Source organism: Flavobacterium sp. C3NV (assembly GCF_046825355.2).
Taxonomy (GTDB): domain Bacteria; phylum Bacteroidota; class Bacteroidia; order Flavobacteriales; family Flavobacteriaceae; genus Flavobacterium.
Genome location: NZ_JBKQBJ020000008.1, coordinates 1 through 17,605 on the forward strand (window position 1 = coordinate 1; position 17,605 = coordinate 17,605).

Below are 17,605 nucleotides of genomic sequence, written 5' to 3' on the forward strand. Positions count from 1 at the left end.
ACTTTTTTTTTGAATAAAAAAGCCTCTCGATTGAGAGGCTTTTTATGTTGGTCTACAAGGACTCGAACCTTGAAAGACTGCACCAAAAACAGTTGTGTTACCATTACACCATAGACCAGTAAGAATGCTTACGCGAATGCAAATTTAAAGCTTTTTTTAGTTTGCACAACTTTTTTTTTGAATAAAAAAGCCTCTCGATTGAGAGGCTTTTTATGTTGGTCTACAAGGACTCGAACCTTGAAAGACTGCACCAAAAACAGTTGTGTTACCATTACACCATAGACCAGCGTTGCTGTTAAGCGAGTGCAAATTTAGAGCTTTTTTTAGTTTGCGCAAACTTTTTGATAAAAAAAATTCGTTTTTTTTCGTTTTTTCTTCTCCGTAACTCGTAATCTTTTTACAAGTATTTCACAAACAACACATTACTCACAACAAATACTTTTGTAGATTTTTATGTTAATGCTCTTCTCTTTCAACAAAAAAACATTTTCTTTGTAAGATAGAAAATACACATAATTATAACACCTAAATATGGCACAATTCAATTTCAATAAATGGAATACAATTATTGGTTGGTTTGCATTTGCAATCGCTTTAACTACCTATACATTAACTGTTGAACCAACTATGAGCTTCTGGGATTGTGGCGAATATATTGCCACAGCAGCTAAACTAGAAGTTGGTCACCCTCCCGGAGCACCTTTATTCCAGATGATGGGCGCATTTTTTGCCATGTTTGCTATCGATGCTCAACATGTCGCTGTAATGGTAAATATGATGTCTGTTTTTTCAAGTGCTTTTACTATTCTATTCATGTTTTGGTCTTCGTCTATGATTTTGAAAAAGATTATAGAACGCTTTTCAGAAATTAATCAAAACAATTCTATTGTAATATTAGGAAGTTCTTTTGTTGGAGCCCTAGCCTATACTTTCTCTGATAGTTTCTGGTTTAATGCCGTTGAAGCCGAAGTTTATGCCATGGCTTCTTTATTGATCGCATTACTTTTCTGGCTTGGTCTTCGTTGGGAACAAGACATGGATAAACCAAAAGGAAACAAATGGTTATTAGTGATATCACTGGTTGTAGGACTTTCGTTTGGAGTTCACTTTATGGCTTTACTTACCATTCCTTCAATAGGTTTTCTTTACTACTTTAAACATTACGAAAAAGTTACCATTAAAAACTTTCTTATCGCCAATGTGGTGGTAATTGGTATTTTATTATTCATCTTCAAATTGCTTTTACCATTAACTATGGAAGCATTTGCAGATACTGAGGTTTTCATGGTAAACAACATTGGATTACCATTTAACTCAGGAACTCTATTTGTAGCATTAGTTTTAATTGCGTTCTTTTATTTTGGATTAAAATTCACAAAACAAAAAGGGTTAGTTTTCTATAACACTATCATTCTTTGCATCTTATTTATCTTTATTGGTTTCTCAACCTGGATGATGTTACCGGTTCGTGCTAATGCAAATCCTGTAATTAACGAGAACAAGCCATCAGATGCTGCAGAGGTTTTAGCATATTACAATCGTGAACAATACGGTGTAAATCCTTTGTTTTATGGTCCTCAATACACAGAAGTTTTTGCTGGTCTTGATGCAAAAAACCCATACTCAGACAAAAAACCTAACTACGAAAGAGATTATAAAACCGGTAAATATATCATTACCAATAATTATAAAAACGCTAGTCAGAATTCAGACGACAATCAAAAAGCGCTTTTACCAAGAATGTGGAGTACTGAAACAGGACACATTCAAAACTATATCAGTTTTACAAATCCTCCTAAATTCAAGATAAATCCTAACTACGATTACGAACAGGATTTAGGAAAATACGGAATTGACGCAAGCCAATTAAGCGAAGAAGAATATAATAAAGCTACAGCACAATTGCGTAATGAGGTTGAAAAAACAATTTCTGAATTCAGAAATGCGTATGCTCAAAAACAAATTGACAACGAAGGTTACGTTAAATTCTTAAAAAGCTATGGTGATTATTTAATTATCGAAAAACCAACAGCTATAGATAATTTCAGTTTTATGTTCGAATATCAATTTGGATATATGTACTGGAGATATTTAATGTGGAACTTTGTTGGACGCCAAAGTGATGTTCAGGGAAAATACGACAATCTTGACGGAAACTGGATTAGCGGAATCAAAGCCCTTGATTCTTTACACCTTGGTTCTCAGGACAATTTACCATCAGATGTTTTAAACAATAAAGGAAGAAACGTTTATTTCTTTTTACCATTTATTCTTGGGCTTATTGGTTTAATGTATCACGCCAATAAAGATCTTAAAAGTTTTTATGTGCTTTTAGCATTATTCCTTTTTACCGGAATTGCATTGAAAATATACCTTAACGAGCGACCTTTTGAACCTCGAGAAAGAGATTATGCCCTTGTAGGATCTTTTTATGTATTTGCGATCTGGATAGGCTTTGGAGTTTATTCTCTCTATGAAACTATTCAAAAATACATTGCGCCTAAAATTGCAGGCCCGGTTATCATTGCTGCAAGTTTATTAGCTGCTCCTGTTTTAATGGCGGCTCAAAACTGGGATGATCACGACAGATCAGGAAAATATACTGCAGTGGCAATGGCAAAAGCTTATTTAAATTCTTGTGATAAAGACGCTATTTTATTTACTATTGGAGACAATGACACGTTCCCGTTATGGTATGCACAGGAAATTGAAGGTATTAGAACCGATGTTAAAATTGTAAACACAAGTTTATTTATGACAGATTGGTATATCGATCAAATGAAAGCAAAAGCATACGAGTCAGATCCGTTGCCAATATCTTTTACACACGATCAATATGTGGGTGATAATTTAGATTATGTTGCTCATATTCCTAAAATCGAAACACGCTGGAACATAAAAGATTTCATTGATTTTATTAAAAATCCAAAATCGACTGTAGGTTTACAAAACGGACAAACAATTCATTTTTATCCAACGAATAAAATCAGACTTAATGTTGATAAAGAAGCCATCATTAAAAATAAAGTTGTTAATCCTAAATACAACGATTCTATCGTACCTTATATGGATATTGACATCAAAGGAAGTGCGTTATATAAAAACCGTTTAATGATGTTGGATATCCTTGCTAATAACAACTGGAAAAGACCAATTTATTTTAGTGGAGGCGCTTTTGACGATGAAGATTATTTATGGTTGAAAGATTATTTACAACTAGACGGAATGGTGTACAAATTAGTTCCTATTAAAAACACACCTTCAAAAGATGGCGGACCTATGGACATGGGACAAATTGATGCTGATAAAATGTACGACATTGTAATGAAATGGGATTGGGGAAATAGCAACGGTAACATTTACCATGATCCTGAAACCAGAAGAAACAGTATTACATACCGCACAAACTTGTCACGCTTGATGAATCAGCTTATTGCAGAAGGCAAAATTGATAAAGCCAAAAACATCATCAACCTGGCAATAACAAAAATGCCGCTGGACAAATACGGATACTACTCGTTAGTAGAACCATTTGCAGGAGGATATTATAAAGTTGGTGAAACTGCAAAAGCACATGATTTGCTGAATAAACTAGTTAATAAATACAAAGAAGAACTAAATTATTACGCAACCTTAACGCCTGGCGATCAAACCGACTTAGCTATTGATATCATTACTGATATTGAGCGTTACAGAAGCTTATTGCAAGTGATGAAAGAAAATAAAGATCTTGCTTTTTACGAAAAACACAAAGTGACATTTAATACTTATGTAAATGTTTTTGAACGTTTTGGAAGAGAAAAAGAATAATAATATACGAAAAACATAGCAATTAAAAAAATGCAGCGCAACTTGATAAATAGCGCTGCATTTTTTATTTTTACATATCTGTAAAACAAATTAAAATGAGCTTTTATTGGGTAAAAACAAATTCATTCATCAAAAGGGTATTTTCTAAGTACTGTTGGGACATCCCAAACAACGAAAAGAAAATATACCTCACCTTTGATGATGGCCCAACTCCGGAGATTACAGACTGGGTTTTATCTGAATTGAAAAAGTTTGATGCAAAGGCTACTTTCTTTTGCATAGGAAAAAACATAAAAGCCAATTTAGCTTTATTCGAAAAACTACTCACAGACGGACACGCGATAGGCAACCATACCATGAATCATGTAAATGGATGGAAAAGCAATAATGACGATTATATAGAAAACGTAAAGAATTGTGCTGCTGTTTTAGAAGAAGAAAAAACATGCAATATGATATTTCGCCCGCCTTACGGGAAAATTAAAAAAGCACAATCTAAAATCCTAAGAAAACTGGGCTACAAGATTATTATGTGGGATGTTTTGAGCGCAGATTTTGACCAGACTATTACTCCTGAAAAGTGCCTTGAAAACGTTACTAAAAATGTAAAATCTGGAAGTGTAATTGTATTTCACGACAGCATAAAAGCTTCGCCTAATTTAAAATTTGCCCTGCCTAAAACGTTACACTTTTTAAAGGAAAACGGCTATACATTTGATATTATTCACTAAATAACATCAAATAAAAAGTAGTATTTTATTGATTGAATTGCTCCTGGACAATTCCGATAATGGTATTTGCATCAAGTTCACCTGATTGTCTCCAGATCATTTGCCCTTCTTTATAAATCATTAAAGTAGGTAATCCTTTTATACGTAAGGCTTCTGCTAATTCCTGATTTTTATCCACATCAATTTTAATCACTTTGGCTTTGTCGCCTAGTGCAGCCGCAACATCCTTAATAACAGGATGCATCGATACAGATGATTCGTTCCAATCAGTGTAAAAATCAATTAACACCGGAACCTGAGCATTTATAAGTTCTCCAAATTTTGACATAAAACCAAAAATTTAATTCTTTTTTATTCTGTTAAAAAGAGATAATTATATACAAATGTAGCATTTTTAACGAATTAAGCCACATTGTTCCCTTTTTTTAGTTCAATCACCGTTATTTCAGGCATGATACCCACACGTCCCGGATAAGCATGAAAACCAAATCCACGATTTACATAAACGTATCGGCCAACATTTTCGTATAATCCTGCCCATTGTTTGTATATGTACTGTGCCAGACTCCACTTAAAATACCCCGGAATTTCAATTCCAAATTGCATACCGTGCGTATGACCGGCCAACGTTAAATGAAAGTTCTTAGGATGATTTTTTATCTCATACTCCCAATGACTCGGATCATGACTCATTAATACCTTAAAATCGTCCTGATGCACGTTTTGAGATGCTTTATTTAAATCTCCTGCCTTTTTAAAATTATGTCCCCAATTCTCTACTCCAATAAGTGCAATTTTATCATCGCCTTTTTGGATATAAGTATGTTCGTTAAGCAAAAGTTCAAATCCTATTTGTCCGTAAAGACTTTTTATTTCTTTGAAGTTTTCGTCTTTTTCTTTTTCAGAAGGCCATGTAACATATTCTCCGTAATCATGATTTCCTAAAACTGAAAACTTCCCGTATTTATAATCTTTTATTCTGTTGAAAGTTTCTAACCAAGGATGCATTTCTTTAGCATGAGTATTTACAATATCTCCTGTAAATAAAATCATATCCGCTTCCTGCTCATTAATCAAATCAATAGCATAATTTATTTTTTCAGGATTATCAAAACTACCGCTGTGAACATCTGAAATCTGAGTAATTTTAAATCCATCAAAAGCATCAGGTAAATCAGGAAAATAAATCGTCTGCCTGAAAACTTTAAAATTATATTTCCCTTCAAAAATTCCGTAGATCAATGATAAAAAAGGAACGGCAGCCAAACCCAATGCTATCTGGCTAACAAACTTTCGCCTGTTCGGCATCATCTCTGAACGAGGTGTGTTATACATAAAGTAATTCAGGATGCTTGCCCCTATTCTAAAAATATCTTCTCCAAACATCACAAGTGTCAAAACTATTTTTGGCACATAAACCAATAACATCAAACCCATTGTAAACATGGTTTGCTTGGTTTGCCCAACAGAACGATCAAATTGCGTAAAAGAGTAAATGATAAAAATTAAAAGCAGTAAACTTATAATTTGATAACTAATCAAAACCCATCTCAATTTAACTAAGGTACGAAAGGCCTGATAAGAATAGAACTCAATAAATAGAAAAAGAGCACATAGAATTACAAAACGAATGATCATTATTTATAGTTTTAAGCAAAGTAACAAAGAATGAAATTTCTATCGCTTTTTATTATCAAAAATTTAACTCAAATAACAAAAAGCTGATAGATTTCTCTACCAGCTTTTTCTCTACCAAATTTTTTAAAACCTTTATAATCCACAACACGGTTTAAATCAAACCAGTATTGTTTTATTTTTTAGCTTCTGGCTTTGCTGCTTCTGCTTTTACTTCAGCTTTTTTCGCTTTTTTGTCTGCTTTTTTCGCTTTTTTAGGAGCTTTTGCTTCTTTTGCCGGAGTTGTTTGAGCTGGAGTTGTTTGAGCGCTTACCATTGCAGTTGTTCCTAAAACAGCTACTGCTAACATTACTAATTTTTTCATGATTGAAGTTTTTATGATTATTAATATTTTCATTTATTATACCTCAAAGATATATACGCTAAATGAAGACAAAATGAAGATTGAACGACTTTGAAAAAATTAACGTTTAATTGTGTTTTAAAACCTCCGGGAACAGCAACATAAAGGTTGTACCTTCATTTAAAGCAGAAGAAACTTTTATCTCGATATGATGAAAAGATGCAATACTATCCGCAATCGCAAGCCCTAACCCCTGACCCTCCTGATCTGAACTAATTCTGGCAAACCTGTTGAATATATTTTCGATTTGAACAGCATTCATACCTATACCGGAATCTGCGATCGAAATAAAATAACGATCGTTTAAAAAACCATCTGTAACTATAATGCTTCCGTTGGGTTTATTGTATTTTATTGCATTGGTTACCAGATTATAAATCAAAATATGAATCAGTGTTTTATTTCCTGTAAAGAAAAAATCATGTTCCATTTTGTTTAAAAACTGAATTTCCCTGTCATCAATTCGATCTTGCAAATCCTCCTGAAGATCTGCAATAATCTCATGAAAATTGACATCCTCATTTGCCTCGTACTGATTGTTTTCGATTCGGGAAATCAACAATAAGTTATTGATGATTTTCTTGAGCATGTCTAATGTTCTAAGCGAACCCGCAATTTTATCGAAAGCATTATCATCAAGAGAATCATTTTGAAGCAAATTCTCGAACTTGTTTTTAAGTAAAGCAATAGGCGTAAGCAACTCATGAGAAACATTTGATATGAATTGTTTTTCTTTTTTAAAAAGTTCTGCAATACGATCCATCATCTGATTTAAAACAAAATCGAGTTCCCTAAAATCCCTTGATCTCGCTTTTATTGGCGTATGATCAAATGCTTCAGGTTCGTTGACACGCCTTATTTTAGTATCAATAATTTTATAAAAAGGCTTCAGTAAATATTCGATATAAAAAGTATCTGCCAAAAAAGTAATCAGCAGGATAACCACAAAAACAATGATAATAAAAAATCTGATGATAAATGTAAGGTCATTTATTTCCGCAAGACTGCTTCCTATTTCTAAATTATATCCCTGATTACCAAAAGTAAAATGATATTGTAAAATTCTATATTCATTTTCTTCACCTTCTATAATGCGATATTCATTAGTAAAAACAGCTTTCTTTTTGGCAATTTTTACAGGCGATTTAGAAAGTACTAAAAACTCACTATGTAAGGTCGAAAACTGCGAATAGGTTTCGGTCGAATCATCTGAGTTTTCGATAAAATCATTTATTTCATTTTGATCTAAATGCTGTATGAATTTTTGCTTTTTCTCCAGCAATCCATTATTAATATGCCGGTAAACAACATTTTCGACCAAAATGGGCAACATTAGCCATAAAACCAAAATCACTAACAATCTTGTTAGTGCATTAAAAATAGCCAATTGATGCTTTATCTTCACAATATTTTATTTACTCATTAATACGATAACCAACATTTCTAACGGTTTCAAACCAATCTATAGCCGTATGTTTGTCGAGTTTTTTTCGAAGATTTCGAACATGAACATCAATAAAATTAGAATCTGAATTGACCTCCAAGATATCTCCCCAAATATGTTCTGTAAGTTGTAATCTGGTAATTACGCGATTTTTATTTAAAACCAAATACTGAAAAATATCAAATTCCTTTTTCGTAAGACTAATTGGAACACTATCGTAACTCACTTTATAATCCTGAAGCTGCAGCAAAAATCCATGAATACTTAAACTATTTACAGTAAAACCATGAATTCTGCGAATTACGGCAAATAATCTCGCGCTAAGTTCTGTCAGGGCAAAAGGTTTAGTCAAATAGTCATCGGCACCAAGATGCAGGCCATTTATTCTGTCATCTAGTTCACCTCGCGCCGTAAGCACAATAACCGCTATTTTCGATTTTGTTTTTCGAACCGTCTGCAAAACCTCAAATCCATCTCCGTCAGGCAAACCAAGATCCAGAAGCATCGCATCATAATCATTACTATTTACTTCTTCAAGGGCATCGGCACAATTATGAGCAATCTTGCAAACATAACCTACGTTGCATAAAAAATCATAAACTTCGACAGCTAGTTCCTTATTATCTTCAACAATTAAAATATTCATAACAGAGCATTTAAGCGCAAATAAATTTAATCAATTCTAAAAAACATTATTGCGCATTATTAAAAAATTAACGAATCAAAAAAAGCTGATAAATTTCTTTACCAGCTTTCTCCATCTGCATTCTCATAATCATTACTTCTGTTTTGCCTCCTTTACAATTCTTTGAAAGCAAAACAAAAACAACTTTTATTATTTCACCTTAGCTGCCTCTGCTTTGGGAGCCTCTGCTTTTGCTTTTTTATCAGCTTTGTTTTTGTGGTGTTTTGTAGCTTTAACTTCTTTTGCAGGGGCTGCCTGAGTTGGAGCTGTTTGTGCACTTACCATTGCAGTTGTTCCTAAAACTGCTACTAATAACATCAATAAATTTTTCATGATTTCTAAATTTTAAATTAATTAACCTTTTATTTTACAATAACCTTTTCTTATTTTTTTACTTTAGCAGTCTCTACTTTAGTCGCCTCGCTTTTTTCTGATTTCACTTTTTTATCAGATTTGGCTTTTGGGTGTTTTGTAGCTTTTACTTCTTTTGCAGGAGCTGCTTTAACATCTTTTGCAGGAAAAGCACTTACCATAACACTTGTGCCAAAAACTGCTACTAATAACATCAATAAATTTCTCATGATTTCTACTATTTAAAAAATTAATACCTTTTATTTTATAGATCAAATGTACCCCTGTAATATGAAGACAAAATGAAGAAATCTCTGATCATAAATATTTTAACTTGACATTAACTATTGGGTGCTTTTCCACCATATAAGTAATAAGTTCATTTAATTTTATCACCGAAATGTTATACGCACTGCTTTGCTTCCCTATAATGCTATTCATCTCTACTAAAATGTACTTATATTACTTATATGGTAAAAAATTTCTTTTTTGATTAATTTTTGAGACCCAATTGTTTATTTTTACAGACTAATATTTTTTTTATGTCAACTCAAAAACGTCTTTTTCTTCTCGATGCTTATGCATTAATTTTTCGTGGTTATTATGCTTTTATAAAAAATCCACGAATCAACTCAAAAGGAATGGATACATCAGCGATTATGGGCTTCATGAATTCGCTTTTGGATGTTATTAAACGTGAAAAACCAGATCATTTGGCCGTTGCTTTTGACAAAGGCGGAAGTCATGTAAGAACTGAAATGTTTACGGAATATAAAGCCAATCGTGACGCTACTCCGGAAGCGATAAAAATTGCTGTACCTTATATTCAGGAATTATTAAGAGCAATGCACATTCCTATTATAGAAATAGAAGGTTGCGAAGCTGATGATTTGATTGGAACTATTGCTAAACAAGCTGAAAAAGAAAACTACAAAGTTTTTATGGTGACTCCTGATAAGGATTTTGCTCAATTGGTTTCTGAAAATATATTTATGTACAAACCAGCCCGTATGGGAAATGGTATCGAAATTTGGGGCGTTCCTGAAGTTTTGGCAAAATTTGAAATCGAAAAACCTGAACAGGTAATCGATTTTCTTGGAATGATGGGTGATGCTGTCGATAACATTCCGGGATTACCAGGAGTTGGTGAAGTGACTGCCAAAAAGTTCCTGAAAGAATTTGGATCGATGGAAAACCTTCTTGAAAATACGCATTTACTGAAAGGTAAAATGAAAGAGAATATCGAAGCCAATAAAGAAAAAGGAATTTTATCTAAAAAATTAGCCACTATTATATGCGATTGTGATGTAGTTTTTAATGAGGATGACTACGAACTTTCACGTCCTGATATCGAAAAAACCGACGCTATTTTTCAGGAATTGGAATTTAGAAGAATGGCCGAACAATTTGATAATTTATTTAAAGTAGGCGGCGGGAATGAACTGGCGAATGCAGGTCAGCCTTCAGACGCTAAATTGTATAAAAAACCACAACCTAAAAACGAAGATCAGTTTGATTTATTTGGAGGCGGTGCTACTACAGATGAAAACACAGAAGAGAGAACTTCGTTTTACAATACTTTAGAAAACACACCTCACTCCTATCAAGCCATTGAAGGTGATTTAGGAATTAAATTGCTTTTGCAGAATTTACAAAAACAGACTGCTGTTTGTTTTGACACTGAAACTACTGGTCTGGATGCTTTGCACGCAGAATTAGTCGGAATGTCTTTTGCTTATGAAAAAGGAAAAGCATTTTATGTTCCGTTTCCGGAAAGTCAGGAAGAAGCTCAGATTTTAGTAGATAAATTTAAACCGTTTTTCGAAAATGAAAACATCGAAAAAATTGGTCAAAACTTAAAATACGATTTAAAGATCCTTTCTAATTATGGCGTTGTTGTAAAAGGAAAACTTTTTGATACGATGATCGCGCATTATTTGATCAATCCGGATATGCGTCATAATATGGATATTTTAGCTGAAACGTATTTGAAATATTCTCCAAAATCAATTGAAACATTAATTGGTAAAAAAGGAAAAAATCAAATTACAATGCGCGATGTAGCTCTTGAAGAAATCAAGGAATATGCTGCCGAAGATGCTGATATTACATTACAATTAAAAGAACTTTTTACTGCCGAATTAGACAAAACCGAAACTAAAAAGTTATTTGAAGAAATCGAAATTCCATTAGTAAGTGTTCTGGCCGATATGGAAACAGAAGGAATTCGTTTAGATGTTGAGTTTTTAAGTATAATGTCTAAAGAAATGGACATTGAAATTAAATCTCTGGAAGAAAAAATATACGAAACCGCCGGTGAGAAATTCAACCTTGCTTCTCCAAAACAATTAGGAGATATTTTATTTGATAAATTAAAAATTGGCGGAGCAAAACAAAAGAAAACCAAAACTGGTCAATATGCGACTGGCGAAGAGGTTTTGACTTATTTAGCCAACGACAATCCAATTGTAAAACAAATTCTGGATTGGCGCCAGATGGTAAAACTACAAAGCACTTATATTTTGGCTTTGCCGGAACAAGTAGACCAAAAAACATTACGCGTTCATACTGATTATATGCAAACTGTTGCCGCAACGGGACGTTTGAGTTCTAATAATCCGAACTTACAGAATATTCCAATTCGTACAGAAAGAGGTCGTCAGATTCGTAAAGCTTTCGTTGCCCGTGATGAAAACCATACTTTAATTTCTGCGGATTACTCGCAAATAGAATTAAGAATTATTGCCGCATTAAGCGGAGAAGAAAATATGATTGCCGCTTTCCAAAACGGAGAAGACATTCACAAAGCAACCGCTGCAAAAGTTTTTGATGTTCCTTTAGACGAAGTTTCGCGCGAACAAAGAAGCAATGCCAAAACGGTAAACTTCGGGATTATATATGGTGTTTCTGCTTTTGGTTTAAGCAATCAGACTTCATTATCCCGTAGCGAAAGTGCTGCTTTGATTGAAGCGTATTACAAAACTTATCCAAGATTAAGGTCTTATATCAACGAACAAATAGAATTTGCCCGCGAAAATGGATACGTACAAACGATTTTAGGCCGTCGCCGATATTTAAAAGATATTAACTCTGCAAATGCCGTGGTTAGAAGTGCTGCCGAAAGAAATGCCGTAAATGCACCAATTCAGGGAAGTGCTGCCGATGTGATTAAAATCGCGATGATCAACATTCACAAAAAATTAAAAGAAGAAAACTGGAAATCAAGAATGCTGCTTCAGGTACATGATGAGCTTGTGTTCGATGTTCACAATGATGAACTCGAGAAAATTCAGCCTATGATTAAACACGAAATGGAAAATGCATTTATGATGAGTGTTCCTTTAGATGTTGAACTTGGTTTGGGTAAAGATTGGCTAGAAGCGCACTAATAATTTTAGATTTTTTGATTGTAGATTTTAGATTTCTACGCAATTTTGTCATTTTGACGAAGGAGAAATCACACTAGAAATTCCGCAATCAAAATCGCTAATCTTTGTCGAGCTTCTCGCGAAGATTTCTCCTTCGTCGAAATGACACAAATACCGAAATTGATATAAATAATGTATAAAAAAAGGACTATTCAGAAGAACAGTCCTTTTTTTTATAACCTTAATATATACTTATTTTTTTCTTGTCGATTCTCTTTCTTTCAATTTTGTTTTGATAATGATGGACTCGAGAAAATTCAACCTATGATTAAACTCAAATAAGAAAATTCGTATATTGCAAAAAATACAAAATAACAAGATTAATCTTCTTTAAGTAAAAATGAAAAAAAATACCTTATTAGCAATAATATCAATTTGCATACTTGCAACAGTAAATTTATTTTGGTTTATACAATCTGCTGCATCAATACCAATAGATCAGGCAGTATACTATCGGTTATCACAAATCATAGGATTTCTACAATTTCTAGCGTATGTCGGATTATTGCCTTTTTTTGTAGCATTATACAAAAAACAATAAATAAAGAGTATCATGAATGAAGAATTAAATAAACTTTTTGAGATTAAAAATACTCAACCAGAAGAAGATACAGACTCAGACCTATTCAACATAATTGTTCACATCGTTATCAGAATAATCATTCCTCTTTTTATTTTTTTTCTATTATACTCGATTGTAGATTATTCAGGCAACATAGGAATGGCATATATCGCTTTTTTCTTTTCTCTTTTCATCCTTTTTTTAATAATTGTTACACTTTTAAGTGAAACTTCGAAGCTTAATAAGAAGAATAAAATATATTTGAGAAATACCAATTATGTTATATTAGCTTTTTATGCCCTTCCTTTTATATTGGGATTAATTTTAATTGCAAGAAATTCTTAAATAAAATTCAAAATATAATTATAAAAAAGACATTGAATTTAAACCAATTTTCGCCAATCATAATTAACGTCCTTTTAGATGTAGAACTTGGATTGGATAAAGATTGGTTATAGGCGCATTAAAAAACTGAAATGAAAAAGAAAACAATCAAATACTCCATTGCGACAATAATTATTTTGTTTTTAGTATATCAAATTAATGTTGGTCTTGCTTTGGGTATTGATACTTTTTTTATAAATCTTTTTCCTCGCACAAAATTACCAAGCGAACTTGTCGATTACAAAAATTTATCTGAAGTAAAAAAATTCGGTAATCATGATATAACATTATTTCATAAAGGAGGAGCATATAATTTTAATTTTCAGGTTCTTTCAATTTCTAATGATAAAATCATGGTTAAAGTGATCACCAAAACAGAAGCCTTTGATCATGGAGGAGGAAATAGTGGTAGTAATTTTTCTAACACATTGTTTAAGTTAGACTCCTTTGGAAAAGTTTTAGACACAACAACCTTTAAAACTTCCTCTTCAGATCAATCTGAGTTTGGTGATATTGTTTTACTTAATAAGCAAATAGTAAACAAAGCGTTTTTATACTATCAAACTTGGCCAGCAGATGGAAACAAAGCAAAGCAAGCATTTATCGCCATAAACAAAGACTTAACCTGGACTACCGAAAGATTATCAAAATATTATTACGACACTATAGTTCCAAATTCTATTTATCTGGAACCTTTTTACGCATGGAGAGATGACTCAATACCTGTTGACAAAAGAGAATCCATAGTTTATTTTGCAAATAACCAATGGTATGTACTATATGGAGTTGGTTCAGAGATATCTAAAAATGCCCGAATTCAAAGCAATGATCATAATAAAAAAATCATTAATGAAAATCTATTAAGCGATATACCTAACGATAAAATAAAGATCAAATATTATCAGAAATTAAAATACGAATCAAATATGGCTGGACAGACTCAATCTAACAGTCCATATACCTATTATTACTGGCAAGGAATTGCGTATATCAATATTGCTTTTGAAAAAGACACACTAAAATTTAAAAAAGAAGATGTTTATTTGGATGATTATGACAATAAAGAAAGGTCAATATATGACTCCACTAGTGACAATAAACAAAAAATGGAAAACTCAGTAAAAGAAAAATACAGCTATTATTTTAATCCTAATTTGAAGTTTACCATAATTTCTGACAACGAAACCAAAAATCTATACCTTGTCAAAAAATAGAATAACAGATTAAAAAACATTGTTAAAAACAAAAAACCATTCGTTGCTGCGAATGGTTTTTTTTGTTTTTTATTTCTTTCTTGTCGATTCTCGTTCTTTCAACTTCGTCTTGATAACGATAGTTTCATAATCCGAAGTTTCTTCTTCAGTCTCTTCTAAACGTTTGATCAATTGTTTGGCGGCAACTTCTCCAATTTCAATTCCGTGTTGACTTACTGTAGTCAAACTTGGTGACAAACGTCTTGAAGCTAAAATTCCGTCAGCAAAACCAATAATCGAAATATCTTCCGGTACTTTATATCCTTTTTTCAAACTTACACGTAAAGCGGCAACTGAATCATTTTCATCCAAAGCAAAAATAGCGTCGATTTTGTTGTCGAAAATTGCATCAATCTTAGCTTTCATATCATCTTCAGAATCGGTACGAAGAATAATTTTCTCGTTTACCGGAATATTATTGTCAGCTAAAGCTTTCAAATACCCATCTGCTCTTAATTTTCCAACGCTTAAATTATCAACAGAAGAAATTAAGGCAATATTTTTACATCCTAAATTAATTAAATGCTGTGTTGAGTTTAAAGCCGAATCAAAATCATCAACCACAACTTTATCACATTCTACTTCATCTGCAATACGGTCAAACATTACAATTGGAGTTCCGTCATTTATAATAGCAGAGAAATGACTATAATCCTGAAGTTTCTGAGCTTCTTGAGAAACTGACAAAATGAATCCGTCAATTGTTCCGTTGCTCAACATTTCAAGCGTATGAATTTCTTTCTCTAAAGATTCATTCGAAATACACGTGATTACATTGTATCCTTTTTTATCGGCTACTTTTTCGATACCACTAAAAACCTTAGCAAAAAAGGAGTTTAATATATTAGGTATAATTACACCAATTGTTTTCGTCTTACGATTCTTTAAATTCAGACCAATAACATTCGGTTTATAATTTTTGAGTTTGGCATACTCCTTAATCTTCACCTTCGTTTGCTCACTAATTTCCGGACTGTCATTTAACGCCTTAGAAACCGTAGATACAGAAACGCCTAATTCTTTCGCAATTTGTTTTAGAGTTGCTTTAGCTTTCATTTAAAAATAATTTTATGTAATTAGTACAAATATAGTAGAATTACCTAAAATAAAACAAAAAACACCTACCAGTATTTGAATTTGTAAGGTCTTTTTAAAATAATTTTAAAATAGTGCGATTTTTTAAAACCGCATCTCATAAAATTTCGTTAATAACTTAATACATGTTATTAACCTTTTTAAAAAACCTAGATTATGAAAAACGAAGTTAAAATTCATGAAGTTGACCCTTCACTGAATAACAGAAGGAGCTTCCTTAAGCTCAGCGGGCTAACATTAGTTACTGCAGGTTTGGTTTTGGCTGGGTGCAGCGACAATGATAATGATAACGATATGGAAGATACATCGTTACCAGGAGTTAGAAATGGTGTCTTTGATTTAGGCTCTGGAGATTTTGGAGTATTAACTTATGCTTATGCTCTTGAACAACTTGAAGCCGATTTTTATACTAAAGTTGTAAATTCTACAAGCTTTAACAGTGCGTTTAATGATACAGAACGTCAGGTTCTAACTGATTTGTATCATCACGAAGTAATTCACAGAGATTTTTTTAAAGCTGCTTTATCCGGAGCGCTTCCTGATCCGAGTTCACAATTACTCCCTACTTTAGCTTTTAATTATGGTTCTCTGAATTTTAATAGCCGTACCGAAGTTCTTGCAACAGCAAAAGCATTGGAAGACACAGGAGTTGCTGCTTATAATGGAGCCGGAAAACTAATTAAAAGCGCCGATTATTTACTATTAGCCGGGAAAATTGTTTCGGTCGAAGCCCGACATGCTGCAGCTATCAGAAGTTTAATTAATCCTAACTCTAAGGATTTTGCTGGCGATGATATCATAAGTACATCTACTGGTTTGGATGTTGCTAAAGATCCTTCTAAAATTTTACCAATTGCAGGAGGTTTCATTACTACAAAATTTACTGCCAAATATTTACCTTAATCTTAACTAGCTAAAACTTAGAAATTATGAATATTTTAAAATTTATAGAAACATTTACTGATGACAGCTTAATGAGAAGCACTGGCTCTAGAAGAGATAGTTTTAATCAGTTTGGAAACATAGGGAAAACACTGGCATATGCATCAATCCCATTCGGATTATCTGCAATGGCAAACAAGGCATTAGCAAAAGATATTACCGCAACACCTGCAACACCTATTGGAGCTTTGCAGTTTGCCTTAACTTTAGAATATCTGGAAAACGAATTTTATGCCATGGCATTAGATTCAGGAGTAATTCCTGCATCAGAAAACGGCGGTCGTGATTTAAAAGTTTTCCAGCAAATAGCAGCACACGAATCCAGTCATGTTAAATTTTTAATTGCAGGACTAGGCGGATCAGGAAGTGCTAATTTTGTTGCAAAACCTACTTTTGACTTTACTGTTGGCGGAACATTTAATCCGTTTGGCGACTATCAAACCTTTTTAGCATTGGCACAAGCCTTTGAAGATACAGGTGTAAGAGCCTATAAAGGTCAGGCAGGAAATTTAATTTCTACACCAGATTTATTGACTGCAGCATTACAAATACATTCTGTAGAAGCGCGTCATGCATCAGAAGTACGACGACTACGCGGACTAAAAGGATGGATTTCTAATGATGAAAGAGGTGCAGGAATGCCCGCAGCTACACAAGCCGTTTATGCCGGTGAAGGAGTTACGGTACAAGCCGGATTTAATACAGCCGCCGCATTTGGAGCTTCCGCAGGATCAGAAGCTTACGATGAACCACTTACGACACAACAGGTCGTTGACATCGCAAATATCTTTATTGTTTAACAAAACAATTCTAAATATTGAACCACCTTCGCGTTATTGTGAAGGTGGTTTTTTTTTTATTGTTTTAAATATAAAACTGATG

15 protein-coding genes and 2 tRNA genes are annotated in these 17,605 nt (G+C 33.0%); 7 read left to right on the top strand and 10 right to left on the bottom strand.

Translation table 11 applies throughout. From position 1 onward, the window contains the following. Window positions 1–47 precede the first annotated feature (47 nt). Both ACIDC4_RS12880 and ACIDC4_RS12885 read right to left on the bottom strand, forming a co-directional pair. Window positions 48–118, bottom strand: a tRNA-Gln gene (locus ACIDC4_RS12880). A 97-nt stretch (window positions 119–215) separates the two neighbouring features. After that, window positions 216–286 (bottom strand) — tRNA-Gln (locus tag ACIDC4_RS12885). A gap of 245 nt (window positions 287–531) precedes the next feature. Between ACIDC4_RS12885 and ACIDC4_RS12890 the strand changes: the two genes are divergently transcribed. Next, window positions 532–3,810 carry a glycosyltransferase family 117 protein gene (locus ACIDC4_RS12890; protein ID WP_412043214.1) on the top strand — a complete coding sequence of 1,093 codons (3,279 nt, stop codon included), beginning with the start codon at window positions 532–534 and terminating at the stop codon, window positions 3,808–3,810. 95 nt (window positions 3,811–3,905) lie between these two features. Beyond that, window positions 3,906–4,541, top strand: a complete 636-nt coding sequence (locus tag ACIDC4_RS12895) for a polysaccharide deacetylase family protein (protein ID WP_065448024.1) — start codon at window positions 3,906–3,908, stop codon at window positions 4,539–4,541. Between the two features lie 25 nt (window positions 4,542–4,566). Here the strand turns inward: ACIDC4_RS12895 and ACIDC4_RS12900 are convergent, their stop codons facing one another. The 7 genes from ACIDC4_RS12900 to ACIDC4_RS12930 form a co-directional block, all read right to left on the bottom strand. Continuing rightward, window positions 4,567–4,869 carry a thioredoxin family protein gene (locus tag ACIDC4_RS12900; RefSeq protein WP_026728605.1) on the bottom strand — a complete coding sequence of 101 codons (303 nt, stop codon included), beginning with the start codon at window positions 4,867–4,869 and terminating at the stop codon, window positions 4,567–4,569. A 74-nt stretch (window positions 4,870–4,943) separates the two neighbouring features. After that, a complete protein-coding gene (locus ACIDC4_RS12905) occupies window positions 4,944–6,179 on the bottom strand; it encodes a metallophosphoesterase (RefSeq protein WP_412043213.1) in 1,236 nt (411 codons plus the stop codon). Window positions 6,180–6,351: 172 nt separating this feature from the next. Further along, window positions 6,352–6,540 (bottom strand): hypothetical protein, encoded by a 189-nt coding sequence (locus ACIDC4_RS12910; protein ID WP_412043212.1) that lies wholly within the window; start codon window positions 6,538–6,540, stop codon window positions 6,352–6,354. 106 nt (window positions 6,541–6,646) lie between these two features. Continuing rightward, a complete protein-coding gene (locus ACIDC4_RS12915) occupies window positions 6,647–7,984 on the bottom strand; it encodes a sensor histidine kinase (protein ID WP_412043211.1) in 1,338 nt (445 codons plus the stop codon). A gap of 10 nt (window positions 7,985–7,994) precedes the next feature. Next, a complete protein-coding gene (locus ACIDC4_RS12920) occupies window positions 7,995–8,669 on the bottom strand; it encodes a response regulator transcription factor (protein WP_230035137.1) in 675 nt (224 codons plus the stop codon). Window positions 8,670–8,858: 189 nt separating this feature from the next. After that, the gene (locus ACIDC4_RS12925; RefSeq protein ID WP_065448031.1) at window positions 8,859–9,041 is read right to left on the bottom strand and encodes a hypothetical protein; all 183 of its coding nucleotides are present in this window, start codon (window positions 9,039–9,041) and stop codon (window positions 8,859–8,861) included. Between the two features lie 50 nt (window positions 9,042–9,091). Next, entirely contained in the window at window positions 9,092–9,289 is a 198-nt protein-coding gene (locus ACIDC4_RS12930) for a hypothetical protein (RefSeq protein WP_412043210.1), read from the bottom strand. Window positions 9,290–9,601: 312 nt separating this feature from the next. Between ACIDC4_RS12930 and polA the strand changes: the two genes are divergently transcribed. The 3 genes from polA to ACIDC4_RS12945 all read left to right on the top strand — a co-directional run bounded on the left by polA (window position 9,602) and on the right by ACIDC4_RS12945 (window position 14,647). Further along, window positions 9,602–12,448, top strand: coding sequence for a DNA polymerase I (gene polA, locus ACIDC4_RS12935; RefSeq protein WP_412043209.1), 2,847 nt, complete (start codon window positions 9,602–9,604; stop codon window positions 12,446–12,448). 592 nt (window positions 12,449–13,040) lie between these two features. Continuing rightward, window positions 13,041–13,394: a hypothetical protein gene (locus ACIDC4_RS12940; protein ID WP_412043208.1), complete on the top strand. Its 354-nt coding sequence runs from the start codon at window positions 13,041–13,043 to the stop codon at window positions 13,392–13,394. A 131-nt stretch (window positions 13,395–13,525) separates the two neighbouring features. Continuing rightward, on the top strand, window positions 13,526–14,647 hold the full coding sequence (locus tag ACIDC4_RS12945; protein WP_412043207.1) for a hypothetical protein: 1,122 nt from the start codon (window positions 13,526–13,528) through the stop codon (window positions 14,645–14,647). A 69-nt stretch (window positions 14,648–14,716) separates the two neighbouring features. On the opposite strand, the gene ACIDC4_RS12950 is transcribed toward ACIDC4_RS12945, so the two are convergent. Further along, on the bottom strand, window positions 14,717–15,742 hold the full coding sequence (locus ACIDC4_RS12950; RefSeq protein WP_412043206.1) for a LacI family DNA-binding transcriptional regulator: 1,026 nt from the start codon (window positions 15,740–15,742) through the stop codon (window positions 14,717–14,719). 195 nt (window positions 15,743–15,937) lie between these two features. On the opposite strand from ACIDC4_RS12950, the gene ACIDC4_RS12955 reads away from it, so the two are divergent. After that, on the top strand, window positions 15,938–16,684 hold the full coding sequence (locus tag ACIDC4_RS12955; protein WP_412043205.1) for a ferritin-like domain-containing protein: 747 nt from the start codon (window positions 15,938–15,940) through the stop codon (window positions 16,682–16,684). Between the two features lie 26 nt (window positions 16,685–16,710). Beyond that, complete coding sequence (locus ACIDC4_RS12960) at window positions 16,711–17,523, top strand: ferritin-like domain-containing protein (RefSeq protein WP_412043204.1); 813 nt, start codon at window positions 16,711–16,713, stop codon at window positions 17,521–17,523. Window positions 17,524–17,605 lie beyond the last annotated feature (82 nt).

Bases quoted from the DNA above. Each gene is read 5' to 3' on its own strand.
- ACIDC4_RS12955 (WP_412043205.1), top strand. From the start codon at position 15,938: ATGAAAAACGAAGTTAAAATTCATGAAGTTGACCCTTCACTGAATAAC.
- ACIDC4_RS12895 (WP_065448024.1), top strand. From the start codon at position 3,906: ATGAGCTTTTATTGGGTAAAAACAAATTCATTCATCAAAAGGGTATTT.
- ACIDC4_RS12945 (WP_412043207.1), top strand. From the start codon at position 13,526: ATGAAAAAGAAAACAATCAAATACTCCATTGCGACAATAATTATTTTG.
- ACIDC4_RS12950 (WP_412043206.1), bottom strand. From the start codon at position 15,742: ATGAAAGCTAAAGCAACTCTAAAACAAATTGCGAAAGAATTAGGCGTT.
- ACIDC4_RS12960 (WP_412043204.1), top strand. From the start codon at position 16,711: ATGAATATTTTAAAATTTATAGAAACATTTACTGATGACAGCTTAATG.
- ACIDC4_RS12905 (WP_412043213.1), bottom strand. From the start codon at position 6,179: ATGATCATTCGTTTTGTAATTCTATGTGCTCTTTTTCTATTTATTGAG.
- ACIDC4_RS12890 (WP_412043214.1), top strand. From the start codon at position 532: ATGGCACAATTCAATTTCAATAAATGGAATACAATTATTGGTTGGTTT.
- ACIDC4_RS12920 (WP_230035137.1), bottom strand. From the start codon at position 8,669: ATGAATATTTTAATTGTTGAAGATAATAAGGAACTAGCTGTCGAAGTT.
- ACIDC4_RS12930 (WP_412043210.1), bottom strand. From the start codon at position 9,289: ATGAGAAATTTATTGATGTTATTAGTAGCAGTTTTTGGCACAAGTGTT.
- ACIDC4_RS12925 (WP_065448031.1), bottom strand. From the start codon at position 9,041: ATGAAAAATTTATTGATGTTATTAGTAGCAGTTTTAGGAACAACTGCA.
- polA (WP_412043209.1), top strand. From the start codon at position 9,602: ATGTCAACTCAAAAACGTCTTTTTCTTCTCGATGCTTATGCATTAATT.
- ACIDC4_RS12940 (WP_412043208.1), top strand. From the start codon at position 13,041: ATGAATGAAGAATTAAATAAACTTTTTGAGATTAAAAATACTCAACCA.
- ACIDC4_RS12910 (WP_412043212.1), bottom strand. From the start codon at position 6,540: ATGAAAAAATTAGTAATGTTAGCAGTAGCTGTTTTAGGAACAACTGCA.
- ACIDC4_RS12900 (WP_026728605.1), bottom strand. From the start codon at position 4,869: ATGTCAAAATTTGGAGAACTTATAAATGCTCAGGTTCCGGTGTTAATT.